The sequence below is a fragment of the Pseudomonas sp. MF09156 genome, from assembly GCF_059862305.1.
This window is the reverse complement of record NZ_JCBCUR010000024.1, coordinates 1-17,126: the sequence shown is the minus strand read 5'-3', so window position 1 is coordinate 17,126 and position 17,126 is coordinate 1. Positions and strand designations below refer to the sequence as shown.

Annotated in this window: 16 protein-coding genes and 6 pseudogenes; 9 read left to right on the top strand and 13 right to left on the bottom strand. The window is 57.3% G+C overall.

Going from position 1 to position 17,126, the window contains the following annotated elements:
• Positions 1–316 precede the first annotated feature (316 nt).
• A complete protein-coding gene (locus AC19YY_RS28480; protein ID WP_169991149.1) occupies positions 317–1,678 on the bottom strand; it encodes a tyrosine-type recombinase/integrase in 1,362 nt (453 codons plus the stop codon).
• Positions 1,679–1,937: 259 nt separating this feature from the next.
• On the opposite strand from AC19YY_RS28480, the pseudogene AC19YY_RS28475 reads away from it, so the two are divergent.
• Positions 1,938–4,955, top strand: a pseudogene (locus AC19YY_RS28475) (Tn3 family transposase).
• Positions 4,955–5,317, top strand: coding sequence for a Tn3 family transposase post-transcriptional regulator TnpC (gene tnpC, locus AC19YY_RS28470; RefSeq protein WP_017849612.1), 363 nt, complete (start codon positions 4,955–4,957; stop codon positions 5,315–5,317). The pseudogene AC19YY_RS28475 and the gene tnpC overlap by 1 nt, the downstream one beginning before the upstream one ends.
• Before the next feature lie 293 nt (positions 5,318–5,610).
• Here tnpC and AC19YY_RS28465 read toward each other — a convergent pair whose 3' ends face one another.
• The 8 genes from AC19YY_RS28465 to merT are packed head-to-tail and all read right to left on the bottom strand — an operon-like array spanning position 5,611 to position 9,814.
• The gene (locus tag AC19YY_RS28465) at positions 5,611–5,988 is read right to left on the bottom strand and encodes a DUF3330 domain-containing protein (protein ID WP_425274543.1); all 378 of its coding nucleotides are present in this window, start codon (positions 5,986–5,988) and stop codon (positions 5,611–5,613) included.
• Positions 5,985–6,221 carry a broad-spectrum mercury transporter MerE gene (gene merE / locus AC19YY_RS28460; RefSeq protein WP_017849613.1) on the bottom strand — a complete coding sequence of 79 codons (237 nt, stop codon included), beginning with the start codon at positions 6,219–6,221 and terminating at the stop codon, positions 5,985–5,987. Before merE ends, AC19YY_RS28465 begins: the two co-directional genes overlap by 4 nt.
• Positions 6,214–6,576, bottom strand: coding sequence for a mercuric resistance transcriptional repressor MerD (merD, locus tag AC19YY_RS28455; RefSeq protein ID WP_017849614.1), 363 nt, complete (start codon positions 6,574–6,576; stop codon positions 6,214–6,216). Before merD ends, merE begins: the two co-directional genes overlap by 8 nt.
• On the bottom strand, positions 6,573–6,992 hold the full coding sequence (locus AC19YY_RS28450) for a hypothetical protein (RefSeq protein WP_017849615.1): 420 nt from the start codon (positions 6,990–6,992) through the stop codon (positions 6,573–6,575). Before AC19YY_RS28450 ends, merD begins: the two co-directional genes overlap by 4 nt.
• 20 nt (positions 6,993–7,012) lie before the next feature.
• Positions 7,013–8,692: a mercury(II) reductase gene (gene merA / locus AC19YY_RS28445; RefSeq protein WP_031633059.1), complete on the bottom strand. Its 1,680-nt coding sequence runs from the start codon at positions 8,690–8,692 to the stop codon at positions 7,013–7,015.
• 32 nt (positions 8,693–8,724) lie between these two features.
• On the bottom strand, positions 8,725–9,159 hold the full coding sequence (gene merC / locus AC19YY_RS28440) for an organomercurial transporter MerC (protein WP_003131881.1): 435 nt from the start codon (positions 9,157–9,159) through the stop codon (positions 8,725–8,727).
• Between the two features lie 12 nt (positions 9,160–9,171).
• On the bottom strand, positions 9,172–9,450 hold the full coding sequence (gene merP / locus AC19YY_RS28435; RefSeq protein WP_003131880.1) for a mercury resistance system periplasmic binding protein MerP: 279 nt from the start codon (positions 9,448–9,450) through the stop codon (positions 9,172–9,174).
• A gap of 13 nt (positions 9,451–9,463) precedes the next feature.
• Positions 9,464–9,814 (bottom strand): mercuric ion transporter MerT, encoded by a 351-nt coding sequence (gene merT / locus AC19YY_RS28430; protein WP_017849617.1) that lies wholly within the window; start codon positions 9,812–9,814, stop codon positions 9,464–9,466.
• Positions 9,815–9,885: 71 nt separating this feature from the next.
• Here merT and merR point away from each other — a divergent pair, with 71 nt between their 5' ends.
• The gene (gene merR, locus AC19YY_RS28425; RefSeq protein WP_003131870.1) at positions 9,886–10,326 is read left to right on the top strand and encodes a mercury resistance transcriptional regulator MerR; all 441 of its coding nucleotides are present in this window, start codon (positions 9,886–9,888) and stop codon (positions 10,324–10,326) included.
• Positions 10,327–10,488: 162 nt separating this feature from the next.
• On the opposite strand, the gene AC19YY_RS28420 is transcribed toward merR, so the two are convergent.
• Together AC19YY_RS28420 and AC19YY_RS28415 are read right to left on the bottom strand one after the other, a co-directional pair.
• Entirely contained in the window at positions 10,489–10,704 is a 216-nt protein-coding gene (locus tag AC19YY_RS28420; protein ID WP_017849619.1) for a co-regulatory protein PtrA N-terminal domain-containing protein, read from the bottom strand.
• Between the two features lie 195 nt (positions 10,705–10,899).
• Positions 10,900–11,016 (bottom strand): annotated as a pseudogene (locus AC19YY_RS28415) (type II toxin-antitoxin system RelE/ParE family toxin); the annotation flags it as partial.
• Between the two features lie 262 nt (positions 11,017–11,278).
• Here AC19YY_RS28415 and AC19YY_RS28410 point away from each other — a divergent pair.
• From AC19YY_RS28410 to AC19YY_RS28390, 5 genes and pseudogenes are all read left to right on the top strand, one after another.
• Positions 11,279–11,536: pseudogene (locus AC19YY_RS28410) on the top strand (MerR family DNA-binding protein); the annotation flags it as partial.
• A gap of 43 nt (positions 11,537–11,579) precedes the next feature.
• A pseudogene (locus AC19YY_RS28405) lies at positions 11,580–11,825 on the top strand (IS66 family transposase); the annotation flags it as partial.
• 13 nt (positions 11,826–11,838) lie between these two features.
• Positions 11,839–12,293, top strand: a pseudogene (locus tag AC19YY_RS28400) (DDE-type integrase/transposase/recombinase); the annotation flags it as partial.
• Positions 12,294–12,607: 314 nt separating this feature from the next.
• Positions 12,608–12,940, top strand: coding sequence for a DUF2790 domain-containing protein (locus AC19YY_RS28395; RefSeq protein WP_033979951.1), 333 nt, complete (start codon positions 12,608–12,610; stop codon positions 12,938–12,940).
• Positions 12,941–13,099: 159 nt separating this feature from the next.
• Positions 13,100–13,860, top strand: a pseudogene (locus AC19YY_RS28390) (OprD family outer membrane porin); the annotation flags it as partial.
• A 36-nt stretch (positions 13,861–13,896) separates the two neighbouring features.
• On the opposite strand, the gene AC19YY_RS28385 reads toward AC19YY_RS28390, so the two are convergent.
• Complete coding sequence (locus AC19YY_RS28385) at positions 13,897–14,166, bottom strand: hypothetical protein (protein WP_033979952.1); 270 nt, start codon at positions 14,164–14,166, stop codon at positions 13,897–13,899.
• 135 nt (positions 14,167–14,301) lie between these two features.
• Positions 14,302–15,351 carry a DNA-binding protein gene (locus AC19YY_RS28380; RefSeq protein ID WP_011154388.1) on the bottom strand — a complete coding sequence of 350 codons (1,050 nt, stop codon included), beginning with the start codon at positions 15,349–15,351 and terminating at the stop codon, positions 14,302–14,304.
• A gap of 186 nt (positions 15,352–15,537) precedes the next feature.
• Here AC19YY_RS28380 and AC19YY_RS28375 point away from each other — a divergent pair, with 186 nt between their 5' ends.
• Positions 15,538–16,548 carry a tyrosine-type recombinase/integrase gene (locus tag AC19YY_RS28375; RefSeq protein ID WP_491789816.1) on the top strand — a complete coding sequence of 337 codons (1,011 nt, stop codon included), beginning with the start codon at positions 15,538–15,540 and terminating at the stop codon, positions 16,546–16,548.
• The last annotated feature ends 578 nt before the right edge of the window (positions 16,549–17,126 follow it).

The window sequence follows — 17,126 nt, the reverse complement described above, 5'->3', positions numbered from 1 at the left end:
TGGCCTAAGGAGGGGTAGTCCGTACGAGCTTGGAGAGTGTCTACAAAACCAAGGACGATTCATTCTGAAGGAGCAGCAGTTTCCTGCACAGGTTTACCTACCTGAACCTTTTGCAGAGATACCCCTGCTCTGGGAGGAATAATCGTGCTCGGGTAAGCCATCGGCTGACCTACGCTTGGGTCGACGCGGGAGTAGGTGGCTTTCAGGCTGATACCCTCCGGGCTCAACAGGGCCTAAATCGCACCCTGACACCATCATGATGGTAGATCGTTATATCCATCATCCGATAATTGCTGAGCCCCTATCCAGTTTAGTTTTATAGTAAGTCATTTAGCTCATCTGCAATAACCTCGAGAAGCTCAGCCAGTCCCTTTTCGCGCTTGGAGGCGCTAAGCTCTGTTTTCATCATTTGGAGTGTTCTTTGTAAGGATGACAACTTCATGTCTTTTGTGGCCGCGTCAACAACCTCTATATGGTTGGTGAGTTCGGAGAACGCCAGATCGATATACACATCTAAGGAGCTGAGAAGTTTGTGCCCAGTGATCTGCTGTATTTGTTGCTTGAGGGCGCCAGTGTTGATCATAAGCCGTCTGCAGTCATCAATGTTTTTTAGATCATGTTGTTTAATCAACTTGACAAAATATTGAGTGATAAAGCGGTGGCGAAACATATGAGGCGACGTCCGCTCAGTGATCCCACCATACTTAGACAATGTTGAGATTTCTTGGGTGACTGTGTTTGCGAGCAATGCTTGACCCGTTGTCGAGCTGATAAACAAAGTGCCGTGATCTTCTAAGCCTAGCTTTTTCACTAGCGGCGATCGATTGTATGTTATGTAATTTTCCAACAGTTTGAGGTCTGTTTTGGATACAGGTACGAGCCTGGTACTCGAGCGGTTGCCACCACCTTTGGATGTGGGCATCCTTAATAGGTGGGGTTGCTCACCCAATGCCGAATATACGCTCTGAACTTTCATAGCCACAAGTTCTGACCGCCGGCAGCCAGTTGATTCCAAAAGTCTCAACATCGCGAATCGCCGCTTTCGGATGAAAATATCCTCAGTCGCAGCTGCTGCGATCGTAAGTTTTTTGATATTTACTTCAGATATTGGGAATCGTTTTTTTAACGGTGATGGGACCGGAAATGACCTGTGAAACCAGTAGGATTTACTAAAAGTGGTGCCCTTTTCGTTGTTTTTGATGTTCACCAGTTTTCGTTCTCCCTTTATCGCTCCATCGGATGATACGAAGTTATCATCGAATCGCATCTTTCCAACATGCGAGAGCAGTCCAAGACAGTTTCTTCCAATATTAATTACGCTATTCCGGGACCTGGGTTCACTATTGGAGAAAGGTGCGTCGAAGCTGGAGAGCGTTCGAATGAACATAGAAAATCGTGCATCCGTCATTTGCGGAAGGTCGATGTTGTTTGAAAAACAATAGCGTAGTAGGTGGCTGACGTTTGCAGCATACGCCTTGAGAGTACCGCCCCCATTTTTTCGGGAGAGGCCTCTTTTAAAGAGGCTGTACATGTAGTTATTCGAGTAATGACACCATGAGCCGTCAGGATAGCGGAGCATCGGTATCGCCGACGCGTCGGACATGTAAATAAAGCCTTCATCGAAAAACCATGGAATTTCTAGCTTGTCAGATGTCAGTGTGTAAAGTTTACGAGGCATGTCTGGACCTCATGAATTTTAGAAGGTCCAGACTTTCTCTTTGTTGCTTTTCACAGAGTTGGATTTGTGTCAAGTCTGACGTTTTTTTTGCAAAGTATCGTGCTTGCTCGGGGTTATGCCGAGATAAGGCAAAAATTAGGACATTCGTTCTGCAAGATATTGAACTAAAAGGAAATTTATTGAGTTCTTGATTGCTGGTCATCCCCCGCCTGACTAGCCGTCTATGCTGATGTTTTGCCTTACTTGGGGGATGAACTCAATGGCTTCGGTGGAAAGGACAGCCTACCCGCTCTTGCCCAGTCAGTTGCCAGCTAAGGAGCTGCATCGATGCTATTCCCTGTCTGATTCAGAGATCGAATGGGTCAATAACACCGCTAAGAGTCCAGCGCTATCGATTGGGCTGGCAATCCAACTAAAGGTGTTTCAGCAGCTACACTATTTTGTTCCGTTCGAGGAGCTTCCTCAGGAGCTCATCAGTCATGTCCGACAATGCCTTCGCTACGGCGCACGAATAGCTCCGCGCTACAGCAACCCCCGCACCCTTTACCGACACCAAGCGGCGGTTCGGCAGTACCTGCAGGTTACACCCTTCTATAGCAGCGACGGGCTAGCGATCACTTAGGAAATCGCACGTGACTGCGCTGTAGTGCTTGAGCAGCGAGTCGATCTCATTAATGCCATGCTTGATGAGCTGATTCAGCGTGGCTATGAGCTTCCGGCTTATTCGACGCTCAACAACATCGCAGAAACCGCTTTGGCGAGTGCTCAGGAAGTTACCTTCAACCTGATCGTGCTCCGAGCGCCAATCGAGGTGATCTACAAGCTAAAGGAGCTGCTCGACACGGATTTCGGGCGTCGGCAGAGTGACTTCAACGCACTCAAGCAGGCACCCAAGAAGCCTTCCCGCAAGCACCTGGAGGTGTTGATCGACCACCTGGCGTGGTTAGAGAGCTTCGGAGATCTGGATGCCATTCTTGAGGGGGTCGTCGATGCTAAGATCCGCCACTTCGCCACCCAAGCCGCCGCGTCGGACGTCGCCGAGCTGAAGGACTGCTCGCTGCCGAAACGCTACACACTGATGCTGGCCTTGATCTATCGGATGCGGGTGCGAACTCGGGATCACCTGGCCGAGATGTTCATCCGACGGATTTCGACGATCCACAAACGCGCCAAGGAGGAGTTGGAGCAAATCCAGGCGCGGCAACGCCAGAAGCTGGAGCAACTGGCGGCCACCCTGGATGGCGTGGTGCAGATTCTTGTTCAGGAACCGGATGACCAGGAGGCTGGCAGTCTGATCCGGGAATTCCTCTCTCCCGATGGCAACCTGGATCGGTTGCGCGAGACTTGCGCCGAAGTCCAGGCTACGGGCGGTAACAACTACCTGCCGCTGATCTGGAAGCACTTCAAGTCCCATCGCTCGCTGTTGTTCCGTCTGAGCCACCTTCTTCAACTGGAACCCACGACTCAGGATCGCTCACTTATCCAGGCGCTTCAGCTCATCCAGGACAGCGAAAATCTACACCGCGAGTGGATCGACGAGCATGTCGACTTGTCGTTTGCGTCGGAGCGCTGGGTTAAGGTCGTGCGTCGTCCTGCCAGTGAAGGGCCACCTACCAACCGGCGCTATCTGGAAGTCTGCGTGTTCTCTTACCTGGCCAGTGAGCTGCGCTCGGGTGATATGTGCGTGCTGGGGTCGGAATCTTTCGCCGACTACCGTAAGCAGTTGCTGCCCTGGGAAGAATGTTTCCATCGTCTACCGGCCTACTGCGAAAAGGTGGGGCTGCCTGGCACGGCGAAGGAGTTTGTCGCCTCCCTCAAGATTCAGCTGGAGGAAACCGCGCAGCATCTGGATGAAAAATTCCCTTCTTGCCGAGGTGACGTATCGATCAATGAAGCCGGCGAACCGGTGCTACGCCGAGTGATAGCGCGGGACATCCCGCCTTCGGCCATCTCGCTACAGACGGCGCTTATGCAGCGCATGCCGGCCAGGCACGTGCTCGACATCATGGCCAACATTGAGCATTGGATTCAGTTCACTCGGCATTTCGGGCCGATGTCCGGCAACGAGCCAAAGCTCAAAGAACCGGCCGAGCGCTACCTGATGACGATCTTCGCCATGGGCTGCAACCTTGGCCCCAACCAGGCCGCACGGCATCTGGCCGGTAATGTCACGCCGCACATGCTGTCCTATACGAATCGCCGCCATCTCTCGCTTGAGAAGTTAGACAAGGCTAACCGCGAGCTGGTGGAACTCTATCTGCAACTTGACCTGCCCAAGCTCTGGGGCGATGGCAAGGCGGTGGCCGCGGACGGTACGCAGTTCGACTTCTATGACGACAATCTGCTGGCCGGCTACCACTTCCGCTATCGCAAGATGGGGGCCGTGGCGTACCGACACGTGGCCAATAACTACATCGCGGTGTTCCAGCACTTCATCCCGCCTGGTATCTGGGAGGCAATCTATGTGATTGAGGGGTTGCTCAAGGTCGACCTCAGCGTCGAACCCGATACGGTGTACTCTGACACCCAGGGCCAGTCGGCCACGGTGTTCGCCTTCACTCATCTGCTGGGCATCAATCTGATGCCGCGTATCCGCAACTGGCGCGACCTGGTGATGTGCCGGCCAGATCGCGGCGTTTCGTATAAACACATCAACCGTCTGTTCACCGACACCGCCGACTGGCACCTGATCGAAACCCACTGGCAGGATCTGATGCAGGTCGCGTTGTCAATCCAGGCCGGCAAGATTTCCTCACCTATGCTGCTGCGCAAACTTGGCTCCTACAGTCGGCGCAACAAGCTCTATCATGCCGCGCAAGCGCTGGGCAGCGTGATCCGGACGATCTTCCTACTCAACTGGATCGGCAGCCGCGAGTTGCGCCAGGAAGTCACCGCCAACACCAATAAGATCGAGTCCTACAACGGCTTCTCTAAGTGGCTGTCCTTTGGCGGTGACGTGATCGCCGAAAACGATCCGGACGAGCAACAGAAACGCCTGCGCTACAACGACATGGTGGCCTCGTCGGTGATCCTGCAGAACACCGTGGACATGATGCGCATCCTGCAGAAGCTCGCCCGTGATGGCTGGCAGTTCACTGACGACGACGTATCGTTTCTCAGCCCCTACCTAACCAGCAATGTCAAACGTTTTGGGGAGTTCAACCTGAAACTCAAACGCCCACCGGAACCCTGGATCAAGGATTCCATTTTCCAGCAGGCTGCGGGATCAATGCGTGCGAAACAGATGTCTGACAGCAACGTTGAGGTGACGAACTGATGCATATCCCGCCAGCTTCGTTCCGCGTGACACCTTATGGGGACGTCGATACCAAGGTACTCGACTCTCTGCGTGCAAGCTACGACACCGCTCAGTTGCTCAACTTGGTCGACCGGCTGGATGCCTGCCTTGCTGAAATCGGAGGGGTCGGCAGCATTCGAGAAGACTTCCTACGCCTGCATGGCATGGCCATGACGGTACTGGAAGGTTTCCCCCTCACTGTGGCTACCAGTGATGTCGACAGTATTTGGGCGCAGGCGATGGCCCTTCAAGAGGATATTTCTGCTTTATGTTCATGCTTGCAGGCGGGTTCTAAACACGTTGCTCCTTTGGCAGCGCTTGCTCCTGACTATCAGGACTAGACTATTCGTGCAAATGGGCTGCCGGCAGACTGAATACAATGGAGGTGCAGAGTAAAACTGATGCTGCAGGACTGACGAGTAACTCTATAGCATCGCTGTACTGTGGGGTGAATTTGACTCTGGGTAGCCGGTTTTGACGCCCTGTAGGCACGCTGCCATCCTCCCGGGCATCGGCCTAGATAAAACTACTGACGAAGCCTTCGGGCTTACATTAGCCACGAGCGGACTTGCATTAAATCTCAATGGACTCACGCTTTCTAAAAAAAACCAGAGCCACTTTCCAGAGGCAAAGATTAGTCGTCGTGACGGGTACTGACCTCTGGTGTGCAGGGGTGATCAGGCTCGGATGCCGCTCTCTTATCCGCGCGCGATATGAAGCGCTGATAGCATTCAAGGCCACAGAAGTGCACGACGTACTCGGTACCTTCCGGCGTCAGTGCGGCGTCAAGGGAAATTTCCTTGCAACATTCGCAGCAACTGATAGTGGGGGTGTCGTTTGCGTTCATGATGGGGTTTCTCCATCGTCCAAGAAAACCTAGTAACTCTTCCACACCTGCGATCGAACCTGCGCGCAGATCGACCTGCGGCTGGCAGTGCAGCAACAATTCCCAACGCTCCCAAGCCTGCCGCAACTCGGCAGCGGAGACCGCGCCGTGCTCCGAGCGGGTCACGCCCGCTTCCGAAAGGCCCGTAGAGCCGCTCTCAGGAAGAGGACGAAGAGAACCGTCAGCACGAGCGTCGCGAGGCTCCAATGCTCGCTGACGAAGGCCCCGGCCGCAGTCCCCGAGAGCAGTAATGCCAGCACCGGCAGATGGCAGGGGCAAGTGAGCGCGGCGAGCACACCCCACGTGTAGGCGTGCCAGCGGGGCATCTTGATTGATTCGGATTGGTTGGTATTACGCATGGGTGTGACCTTCGATGGCACGATGAGTCAGCCCGGCCAACTCCGTTTTCACTGCGTCTAAAGCTGCCAGCCGGGTCGCGATTTGCCCAAGCAAGCGGTCGATACACCCGATCACATCGGTACTATCGTCTGCATCGAGCGCTCGACAGAGCCGCGCCAATTCGTCGAGCCCGATACCGGACTCAAAGGCGGCACGTACGAAGCACAGCCGCGCCAGGGACCGCTCATCGAAAATGCCGTAACCGCTTTCCGTGCGCCGCGCGGGGTGCAGCAAGCCGCGCAGCATATAATCTCGGACTATATGGACACTGACGCCCGCGTCCTCGGCCAATCTGGATATGGAGTAGGCATTCATCGCCGACACTCCCGACCTTCACCGCAAACTGGGGCGCTCAGATATTTCCTTCCGGCTAGGCGCTCAGGTAGCCAGATGAGCAACGGTGCAGCTCCCAGAGCCAGTAGCAGCCACAACCTGGAGAGATGCTCGCCGTTTTGGTCAAACACATAAGCCAATAGCGCACCAACTGCGAGCAACAGGAAGTGAGGCCCCGTTATGTAGCAGTGAAGGCGGCGACAACGCGTGGCGTTGACCAGGCAGGCGCCGCCCATCACGGCCAGCGCGGCGCCTGCTGCCAGGAACAACGCGGGGCGTCGATTAGACAGAACAATCGCTATCGTCGCCACGACGGCAGGCAGGCCCCAGAAGCTGACCAACTGCCATGTCTTGCGTAGGCTGTCGCACCTACCGAGATCGTCTGCCGTGTTGCTCATGTTTCAACCTCCCTCTCTCATTACCCTGCGCAGCAGGACAATTGTTTGACGTCTTTGTTAAAGGTCTGTGCGGCGAGTTTCAGTCCCTCGACCATCGTCAGGTAGGGGAACAACTGGTCAGCCAATTCCTGCACGGTCATACGGTTGCGGATGGCGAGTACCGCCGTCTGGATCAGTTCTCCTGCTTCCGGGGCCACAGCCTGCACTCCCAGCAGTCGGCCGGAGCCCGCTTCGGCAACCAACTTGATGAAACCCCGCGTGTCGAAGTTGGCCAACGCGCGCGGCACGTTGTCCAGGGTCAAGGTGCGGCTGTCGGTTTCGATCCCGGCGTGCTGCGCTTCGGCTTCGCTGTAGCCGACGGTGGCCACTTGCGGATCGGTGAACACCACGGCCGGCATGACGTCGAGATTGAGCTTGGCCTCGCCGCCGGTCATGTTGATTGCCGCGCGGGTGCCAGCCGCTGCCGCGACGTAGACGAACTGCGGTTGGTCGGTGCAGTCGCCGGCCGCATAGATATCCGCTGCGCTGGTGCGCATGCGCTCGTCGATCTGGATGCCGCCGCGCTCGTCCAGCTGCACGTCGGCCGCTTCCAGGTTCAGGCCCTGGGTATTGGGCGTGCGGCCGGTGGCGACGAGCAGTTGGTCGGCACGTAACTCACCATGGTTGGTGGCCAGTACGAACTCGCCGTTGGCGTGGGACACCTGGCTGGCTTGCGTTTGCTCCAGCACTTCGATGCCCTCCATACGGAAGGCCTCCGTCACCGCCGCGCCGATGGCCGGGTCTTCGTGGAAGAACATCGCACTGCGTGCCAGGATCGTGACCTCGCTACCCAGCCGGGCGAAGGCCTGCGCCAGTTCCACTGCCACTACGGAGGCGCCGATCACGGCGAGCCGCTTAGGGATTGTATCGCTCGCCAGTGCCTGGTCTGAGGTCCAGTACGGCGTGTCTTTCAGTCCTGGAATCGGTGGAACGGCCGCGCTTGCGCCGGTGGCGACCAGGCAGCGGTCGAAGGCTACGATGTGCTCGCCACCCTCGGCCAGTTTCACGCTGAGCGTGTGGCCGTCCTGGAAACGGGCGGTGCCGCGCAGCACGCTGATCGCCGGCGTGCTCTCCAGGATGCTTTCGTACTTGGCGTGGCGCAGTTCGGCGACACGGTCTTGTTGCTGCGCGAGCAGACGTTCGCGTAGGACGGTCGGCGTCATGGCGGAAAGCCCGGCGTCGAACGGGCTCTCGCGGCGCAGATGGGCCACATGCGCGGCACGAATCATGATCTTGGAGGGCACGCAGCCCACGTTGACGCAGGTGCCGCCGATGATGCCGCGCTCGATCAGGGTGACGCGGGCACCGCCTTCCACCGCCTTGAGCGCGGCCGCCATGGCGGCGCCACCACTGCCGATGACCGCGACGTGGAGCTTGTCGCCCTCTTTCCCGGCGTCAGTGCTGCTCAACCAACCCCGTGCCTTATCGAGCAGGCCAGGACGGGCTTGTACCATGGCGTCTTCGAACGCCGCTCGATACCCCAGGGCCTCGACAGCGGCCTGCATCTGCTCACGGCTTGCGCCCTCGTCGACCTTCAGTTCGGCCTTCCCGCTGGCGTAGGAAACATCCGCCCGATGCACGCCCGGAATCTTCTCCAAGGCCTCTTTCACATGCACGACACAGGAGGCGCAGGTCATACCAATGATTTTCAGTTCGGTCATTTCGTTACTCATTAGATCGTCTCTTGTCAGGTTCACTGGTTTGGCGGCGTCGGACAGGCATCCGGCCCACAACGGCGATGAGCGGGCGACACGAGATCCCATATCGACACCCCAAACATGAGGGCCAGGCCGATATAGAGCAGCCAACCGCTCCGCCAGCCATAAGCCCGCATAAAAAATACCGCTGCCAGTACCAGGGTAGGACCGATCAGGCCGAGCGCAGTCCGTCGCCACTGCCGATGATTGAGCCAGCCGAGGGCATTGACGAGCAGAGCCAGTCCAGCAAACAGAGGCAGCAGCGTGGTGATGAACAGGCCTTCCCACTGGCTCAAAAAGCCCAGACCGAACGCGGCCCCCAGACTAGCAAGGGCGGGAAAGCACATGGCGCAGCCTATGGCAGAAATCAGCACGCCGACGGAGCCGGCTTTGTCACCGATCCGCGTGAACAGATTGAGAGGATTTGCCATCGGAAGTCCCTCCTATTGCTTGACGCTGGACGGATAGCCAGCGTCCTCGGTCGCCTTAGTCAGCGCCAGGGCATTGGTCTTGGTATCGTCGAAGGTGACGATGGCCTCGCGGTTCTCGAAACTCACCTCAGCCTTGGTCACGCCATCGACCTTGGTCAACGCCGTCTTCACCGTAATCGGGCAGGCGGCGCAGGTCATGCCCGGCACCGCCAGGGTGACGGTCTGCGTGGCCGCCCAGACGGGTGTGGCGACCAGGCTGGCGAGGGCTAAGGATGCGAGCAGTTTTCTCATGGTGAACTCCTGATCAGTAGAACAAGGGAAGGATGTAGGGGAAGCCGAGCGCGACCAGCACCAAGGCCGCCACCAGCCAGTACAGCAGCTTGTAGGAGGTACGTACCTGAGGGATGGCGCAGACCTCGCCCGGTGCGCAGGCTTGAGCGGGGCGGAAAATGCGCCGGTAGGCGAAGAACAGCGCCACCAGTGCCGCGCCGATGAAGAGCGGGCGGTACGGTTCCAGCACGGTCAGGTTACCGATCCAGGCCCCGCTGAATCCCAGTGCGATCAGAATCAGCGGCCCGAGACAGCAAGCCGAGGCGAGAATCGCCGCAAGCCCCCCGGCGACAAGAGGGGCGCGCCCGTTTGATGGTTCAGACATGCATTTCTCCTTTCGAGCATTTGATCGATGGTTTAAGGTTAGTCCCGTAGTCATGTACGGAATCAAGCGGTATGAAAAACAATTTGGAAAGCCTGACCATTGGCGCTTTCGCCAAGGCGGCCGGGGTCAACGTGGAAACCATCCGGTTCTATCAACGCAAGGCGCTGTTACCCGAACCGGACAAGCCCTACGGCAGCATTCGCCGTTACGGTGAGGCGGATGTCGCCCGGGTGAAATTCGTTAAATCCGCGCAACGGCTGGGCTTTAGCCTCGATGAAGTGGCCGGGCTGTTGAGGCTGGATGACGGTGCTCACTGCGATGAAGCGCGTGTGCTCGCCGAGCAGAAGCTTGGGGATGTGCGTGGCAAGCTCGCGGATCTGCGACGGATCGAGTCAGTTTTGGAGCAACTGGTTCACGACTGTTGTGCGAGCCACGGGACTGTTTCCTGTCCGCTGATCGTTTCGCTGCATGGGGACAACTCGGGCGTTAACCGAGGATTTCCCGTTGCGTAAGGCGCCCCTGTTGGTCGGCTTGCGCTTAGAAAAAAGCGGCGCTCAATGAGCGCCGCTGAATGGCCAAAGGAGCACTTGCAAAGGGCACAGTTTGGTATTGCTATTTGCCCTCGCGCCTCAGCAGAGTGGGCTCACGTTGCATCTGGTCGAGTAGCACAGGCTCTACTTTGCAGGCGGACAGGCGGGCTGCGCTTCGCTACGGCCTGCCGCCGTGGGGCCCAGTTGCTTAATCTCCTTGACGGTTTCCGCCACCAGGGTCGCTTCAGCCCTCTCGCGTGCAGCAATTCGCTCAATCGCTCGGTCGCTCCCGCCCTCGGCCCATACGGTGGATGACAGCAGAGTCGCACCCACTACCAGCAGCAGTCTTAGGTGTTTCATAACGGCGATCTCCTCTCGGGTTTTCGATCCACGATTCAACTCTACCTCCGTAGTTAAGTACGGAATCAAGGAGAGAGGAGATGAAGGTCCTGGATTATGGCGCTGAGAGGAAATGGCAGGGCTCCGCCATGAAGACGGCGATTGCTTCAGGGCCGTCTAGGGCTGCTGCTGGGTCGTAGTCGTAAATTTTTTCGCTCATTCTGACCTCCACTCGCTGGCGAGTTTTTTAGCCGCTTCAATATCACGGCTTTGGCTGCTTTTGTCGCCGCCGCACAACAGCAAAACGAATTCATCACCTCGCTGCTGGAAATAGGGGTTGGGGGAGCAACGGAACAGAAAGTGCACTTAAGCTCAGTCGCTGCCCCGCAAACCCTTGCAACGTCTGGATAGTTTCGAAAAACGACCGTTTTATGAAACCGTTTCCGCTATCGCGAGGAAAGGTCACCAACACCCGAAAATCAGTGCAATAAACCTTTCTCACGAATCAAAGTTCGTTAATTCGCAGTCGCTGACGAGTAAAACGAACTCTAATTCGGCTTACGTTGGTTTTCAGTTCCATTGCTCCCCAACCCCCGATGTCGCCCGGGTGAAATTCGTAAAGTCCGCGCAACGGCTGGGCTTTAGCCTCGAAGAAGTGGCCGGGCTGTTGAGGCTCGATGACGGCGCTCACTGTGATGAAGCGCGCGTGCTCGCCGAGCAGAAGCTTGGGGATGTGCGTGGCAAGCTCGCGGATCTGCGACGGATCGAGTCTGTTTTGGTGCAACTGGTTCACGACTGTTGTGCGAGCCACGGGACCGTTTCCTGTCCGCTAATCGTTTCGCTGCATGGGTAAAACGCTCTGCGTTGGCCAGTGGTTGTGAAGGGAACCAGCGGACAAGGTCTACGGCTGCCGCGGCTGTGAAGCCGCACCGGTCACCGCCGACAAACCGGCTCAACTGATCGAAAAGAGCATGGCCAGTCCTAGCGTCCTGGCGATGCTGTTGATCACCAAATACGTCGATGGTCTGCCGCTGCACCGCTTCAAAAAAATCCTCGGTCGTCACGGCGTCGATATCCCCCGCCAAACCCTGGCGCGCTGGGTGATCCAGTGCGGCGAGCACCTGCAACCGCTGCTGAATCTGTCTACGAAAACAGCCCGGCGTGCCGCGTCGGCACGAAGGCCGTATTGCGGTGCAAACCAGCGATACGCGTTGGTGCTCGGACGGCTTTGAGTTCCGCTGCGAGGACGGAGCCAAATTGAGCGTAACCTTCGCCCTGGACTGCTGTGATCGCGAGGCCATCGGCTAGGTCGCGAGCCCGACCGGGTACAGCGGCGATGATATCCGCGACTTGATGCTGGAAAGCGTGGAGAGGCGCTTCGGTGATCAACTGCCCGCCACGCCGGTGCAATGGCTAAGCGATAACGGCTCGGCGTACACCGCCGACCAGACGTGCCTGTTTGCTCGACAGATCGGCTTGCAGCCGGTGACCCCCCAGTTCGCAGCCCGCAGAGCAACGGCATGGCCGAGAGCTTCGTGAAGACGATCAAGCGTGATTACGTGGCGCACATACCTAAGCCGGATCGAGAAACGGCACTACGTAACTTGGCCAATCCCTGTGATCCTGCGTGGTCGTCTTACTTTGCCCAACGTCGAGCTGCGATAGACGTGGATTGATTGCCCGGTACTAGACCATGGTGCTGACGAAAGACTTGAGCCGGATGAGGCGCGACTCTCATGCCCGGTTCTTTGGGGGCGGTGGCGCAGTAATGCGCTGCTGTTACCCGACGAAAGTGTACTTAAGCCCTACCATCTTATCTCGGCGCCATAAACCAGGACCTTCATCTCCTCCCTCCTTGATTCCGTACTTAACTACGGAGGTAGAGTTGAATCGTGGATCGAAAACCCGAGAGGAGATCGCCGTTATGAAACACCTAAGACTGCTGCTGATAGTGAGTGCGACTCTGCTGTCATCCACCGTATGGGCCGATGGCAGTTCCGATCGCCTGTACGGTAAGATGATCCAGGCCAACGAGCAATCCATGCGCGAATACGCTAGCGCCCAAGGCAAGAACCCGCCAGAAGTCACTCACTACCGCTATGGCATGAAGCTCGACATCGCCAAGGTCATTCACGTCACGTCGACCAATGGCAACTGCGATGTGATGCCTGCGCAAATGACCTACGAGGATTCGAGCGGAAACCTGCATATTCTGGAGTACCGCGTATCAGGAACGGACTGCAGGAGCCAGCACTGAGCATTGTTGACGTGTTGCTGACGGAAAAGTAATTTTCACGTCACCCTGACGTTATTTTGCATGTGGAAGTATGTAAGAAGCGCACCCGGCTATGCCCGGCGCGCTTCGGCATATACACAACCGCACAATGAAAAATCTGCCAAAACATCAAGAGCGTTTATGAACAACAAGGCCCTGTTGGGACTTTCTCAGATCGTCTTGAGCATCAGCGCTGCGCAGGCTGCAATGGCCGCCGAGGAAAAAGGCGAGGGATTCATCGAAGGCAGCAGCCTGAGCATCCTCAATCGAAATTTCTACTTCAACCGTGATTTTCGCAAAGGCCAGTCCAGCAGTACAGGAAATGGCTACTCGGAAGAATGGGCCCACGGAGTCATAGGCCGATTCGAGTCGGGCTCGGCCAGGCCGAGGACAATTACTCCAAGCTCGGCGGCGCCGTAAAGACCCGTTTCCTGGACACTGAAATCAAAGTAGGCGATGTCTTCCCTGTCACGCCTGTCGTGCAGTACGGCGATTCGCGACTGCTTCCGGAAAGCTTCCGCGGCGTCACCGCATACAACACCAGTGTCGAGGGCTTGGTGCTACAGGGCGGACGCCTGCACGCGATGAGCCAACCCAGCTCCAGCAGCATGCGGGATGATTTTGCAACCTTCTACGCAGGCGAAGTCGGCTCTCCGTGGATAGTCGGCGGTGATTACACACCCAACGACAACCTTGGCTTCAGCCTTTACACCAGTTGTCTCAAGGATGCCTGAAACCAATACTATACCGGCACTACCTGGAGCTACCCGCTTGCAGATGATGTCGCCTTGGTCGGTGGTTTGAATTACTACAAGGCCGTCGATGAGGGGAAGCAGCTCCTCGGCAGTTTTGAGAACGATATCTGGAGCGGCAAGGTCGGCCTCCGTGTCGGGGCGCACACCGGCGAGGGACGGAGACGGCCGACGTGAACCAGATCGCTATTGTGCCTTGCTATCGCCCTTCGGGGACTCCATTCCAATGTGTTGGTTCATGTTCTCCATCATTGTATTGCAGTTTTTCATCATCTTGGACATTTCCTGCATGTCCATCATCGGCATATGGTTGCCGTCCATCATGTGCATGTCCTCACCCTTATTTGTCTCGGCACTGCTTTGGGCGGGGGCTTTGGCCTGTTCGGCAAATCCCGTGGCAACAGTTCCAAGGGCTATGAAGGTAGCAAGGACGGTGTAGGTAATGGCGTTACGCATGGCGACTCTCCTCATCTACGACCTTGGTTTCCAGCAAGGCTGTGTATTGAAGAGTTGATTGCTCCACTGTCCTCCTGTTTGGCTCCTTTGGTTTGGAGGATGGTTTCAGGCGCCTGAGGTAGGCGCCTTTTTCGGTCAACAAGTCTTCGGCTTCATCGCTCTGGACTCTGCGAGCTGGCTTGACAGCACCGCGTTGTCTTGCACGAGAAGCTGCTTTTCTGTGGCCAACTGGCTCAATTGGCTTTCAGTTTGGCTTAAGCGTTCCGCCAGCAGGCTTCGCTCCCGTTCATTGACGGCCAGGTAAGTCCGCGTCTCAGCCAAACGCTGCTCACCTTGGCCATGGCGCTGCTCCAGTGCCTGATGCGACTGTTGCAAGTCGGTGAATTGAAGTAAGACGTGTTCATGCGCAATCTGACTCTGCGCGAGCGTCGCTTGCGTCGTGAGCAGGGTGCTCTCTAGACGATCATGGTCCTGCACCAGGCGTTGTTCCTGCGCCTGCAGTTCGCCCAGGCGGGTTTGCTGCGCGAGCAGACGCTGCCGGAGCGCTGCCAATTCGTGTTCCAGGCGCTGCTGGCGTTGCTCAGTGGCCTGGCGCTCGTCGCTGCGTTGTTGCGCGACCGATGCCTGGTAGTGCTCAAACTGCTCCCGCGCTTGTTGCAGTTGCCGGGTCAGTGCGGCCGCCTCGGCGGCGCGGTCAGCCAGACGTTGTTCGAGCCCGGTCTTTTCACTGCCCAGGCTGGCCAGGGCGATCTCCTGACGCTGCAGGGTGTCAGCCAGCCCCTGGCTGCGCGTAGTGGCTACGGCAAGTGCCTGGGCCTGCTGCTCCTGAACGCTGAGTTGCGCGTCGCGCTCGACGAATGCCTGCTGCAACTGTTCCTGCAACGCGTCGGCCTCTGCCTGGTGAGCCGCTACGGCCTGCTGGAGTTGGACGGCCGCCTCCGCCTGAACTTTTTCGTACAGTCCTTTCAGCGCCAGGACCAGCTCCGCGGGCAATCCCAGTTCGGCCTGGGCCAGCGTGCCGGGATGCGCGGCTTTCCAACGCTTTAACAACGGAGCAATCGTGCTTTTGCTGCCCGTCCCACCCAGGGCGACGCGGATGCTGTCAATGGTGGGGTTGTGGCCCGCAGCCACCAGTTGGGTGGCCGCCTGGGCAACATGCAGGTAGAGGACGCCGGAACGGGCCATGAACACCTCGGATTTTTTCGTACCGTATTATGGAAAACGTAATACCTCGATTTAAGTACAGAATAGTTCAGCCGACTGAGACCGTCAGTTGACCCACGATAAGCGCGGTTATCGCGAGTTAGGCGTTCACGCTCGGCATTCGCTTCTATAATCCGCAGTACGCACGGCCTAAACAGGCGTTTCTTGATGACTACAAGAAATAACGATGAAATAGCCACCCCGTTACTGCTCGACGAGCGAGCAGCCCTTGCGCGTACCAACGGTACGCTCGCTACCCCGGAGCAGTTGGCCCAGCGCTACCAGCGCTTTCTCGCGGCCGCCACCTCCGACAACACCCGCCGAACCTACCGCTCGGCCATTCGCCACTTTCAGGCCTGGGGCGGCGTGCTGCCGTGCGATGAAGCCGCGCTGATTCGTTATCTATTGTCTTTTGCGGAAGTATTGAACCCGCGCACCCTGGCCCTGCGCCTCACGGCGCTGTCGCAATGGCACCGTTATCAGGGTTTTCCTGACCCTACCGCCAGCGCCACCGTGGGCAAAACCTTGCGCGGTATTGAGCGGGTGAACGGGCGGCCTCGACAAAAAGCCAAGGCCCTGGTCCTAGAGGATCTCGAACGCATCGTGGTGCACCTGAACACGCTCGACGGACTGGCGACACTGCGGGACAGTGCACTGCTCCAGGTCGGGTATTTTGGTGCGTTCCGGCGCAGCGAATTGGTCACGCTGGAGATGCAATACCTCGAGTGGGAGCAGGAAGGTCTACGGATCACGCTGCCCCGTTCCAAGACCGATCAGGAGGGCGAGGGACTCGACAAGGCGATCCCATACGGCGACAGCATCTGCTGCCCCGCGACAGCGCTACGCCGGTGGTTGGACGCGGCTCAGATCGTTCAGGGGCCACTGTTCCGGCGCATCAGCCGCTGGGGCGTACTCGGCGAGGTGGCACTGCACGAGGGCAGCGTGAATACCATCCTGACGGCACGTGCCGAAGCCGCAGGGCTGTTGTATGTGCCCGAACTGAGCAGCCACAGTCTGCGTCGGGGACTGGCTACCAGTGCGCATCGGGCTGGGGCGGATTTCCTTGAGATCAAACGACAGGGTGGCTGGCGGCACGATGGCACCGTACACGGCTATATCGAGGAAGCTGGAGCTTTCGAGGAGAATGCGGCTGGCTCGTTATTACGACGCAAACCGTAGCCAAGGTTTGTAAGCAGGGCTGGTTAGAATCCCAAGTGGCCACCCTCTATTCTCGACCGTCCTTCCGCAGCACATGAGCAGTTCCCTTAAAAACAGTTACTTACAGAACGAATGTCCTAATTTTTGGCTTATCTCGGCACGCCCCCTCTAGGGGAGGGAAGAGTAGGTCGGGGGAATGGTTGGGCCGAAGCTCGACGACATTAAATTCGAAGAGCGCTAGGCTGAAGCTTACGATCAACCTTCCGGATATCTGATCGACTGCACCGCAAAGTGCTGTTGCCAGGTACTGTAAAATAGAAGAGTGAGCACTTGATTTGCTGGTGCTTTCAAACAACGGTGTTGTTTTTTTAACAGCCGAACTGGAAAGGGAGGCTGAGCTGCTCAGTGATCACTTTATCCGTTGGCTGATTTACGCCGGCATGTTCGCTACAGGCACTGAACGACAACGCAGATGGTATGGTCTGTGCGTTCTGACTCGTCAAGGATCGGCCAATGGATCGTTTGTCTAATTTGCTCTCGCGGTTCGGCGTGCGGGCCAATCTGTTCTATGACGGCGACCTATGCGGCTCTGCATCTTA

Excerpts from the sequence above, each read along its gene's own strand:
- AC19YY_RS28380 (WP_011154388.1), bottom strand. The coding sequence starts at position 15,351 with ATGGCCCGTTCCGGCGTCCTCTACCTGCATGTTGCCCAGGCGGCCACC.
- AC19YY_RS28395 (WP_033979951.1), top strand. The coding sequence starts at position 12,608 with ATGAAACACCTAAGACTGCTGCTGATAGTGAGTGCGACTCTGCTGTCA.
- merR (WP_003131870.1), top strand. The coding sequence starts at position 9,886 with ATGAAAAACAATTTGGAAAGCCTGACCATTGGCGCTTTCGCCAAGGCG.
- merT (WP_017849617.1), bottom strand. The coding sequence starts at position 9,814 with ATGTCTGAACCATCAAACGGGCGCGCCCCTCTTGTCGCCGGGGGGCTT.
- merA (WP_031633059.1), bottom strand. The coding sequence starts at position 8,692 with ATGACCGAACTGAAAATCATTGGTATGACCTGCGCCTCCTGTGTCGTG.
- AC19YY_RS28480 (WP_169991149.1), bottom strand. The coding sequence starts at position 1,678 with ATGCCTCGTAAACTTTACACACTGACATCTGACAAGCTAGAAATTCCA.
- merP (WP_003131880.1), bottom strand. The coding sequence starts at position 9,450 with ATGAGAAAACTGCTCGCATCCTTAGCCCTCGCCAGCCTGGTCGCCACA.
- AC19YY_RS28385 (WP_033979952.1), bottom strand. The coding sequence starts at position 14,166 with ATGCGTAACGCCATTACCTACACCGTCCTTGCTACCTTCATAGCCCTT.
- AC19YY_RS28375 (WP_491789816.1), top strand. The coding sequence starts at position 15,538 with ATGACTACAAGAAATAACGATGAAATAGCCACCCCGTTACTGCTCGAC.
- merE (WP_017849613.1), bottom strand. The coding sequence starts at position 6,221 with ATGCGTAATACCAACCAATCCGAATCAATCAAGATGCCCCGCTGGCAC.
- AC19YY_RS28450 (WP_017849615.1), bottom strand. The coding sequence starts at position 6,992 with ATGAGCAACACGGCAGACGATCTCGGTAGGTGCGACAGCCTACGCAAG.
- tnpC (WP_017849612.1), top strand. The coding sequence starts at position 4,955 with ATGCATATCCCGCCAGCTTCGTTCCGCGTGACACCTTATGGGGACGTC.
- merC (WP_003131881.1), bottom strand. The coding sequence starts at position 9,159 with ATGGCAAATCCTCTCAATCTGTTCACGCGGATCGGTGACAAAGCCGGC.
- merD (WP_017849614.1), bottom strand. The coding sequence starts at position 6,576 with ATGAATGCCTACTCCATATCCAGATTGGCCGAGGACGCGGGCGTCAGT.
- AC19YY_RS28420 (WP_017849619.1), bottom strand. The coding sequence starts at position 10,704 with ATGAAACACCTAAGACTGCTGCTGGTAGTGGGTGCGACTCTGCTGTCA.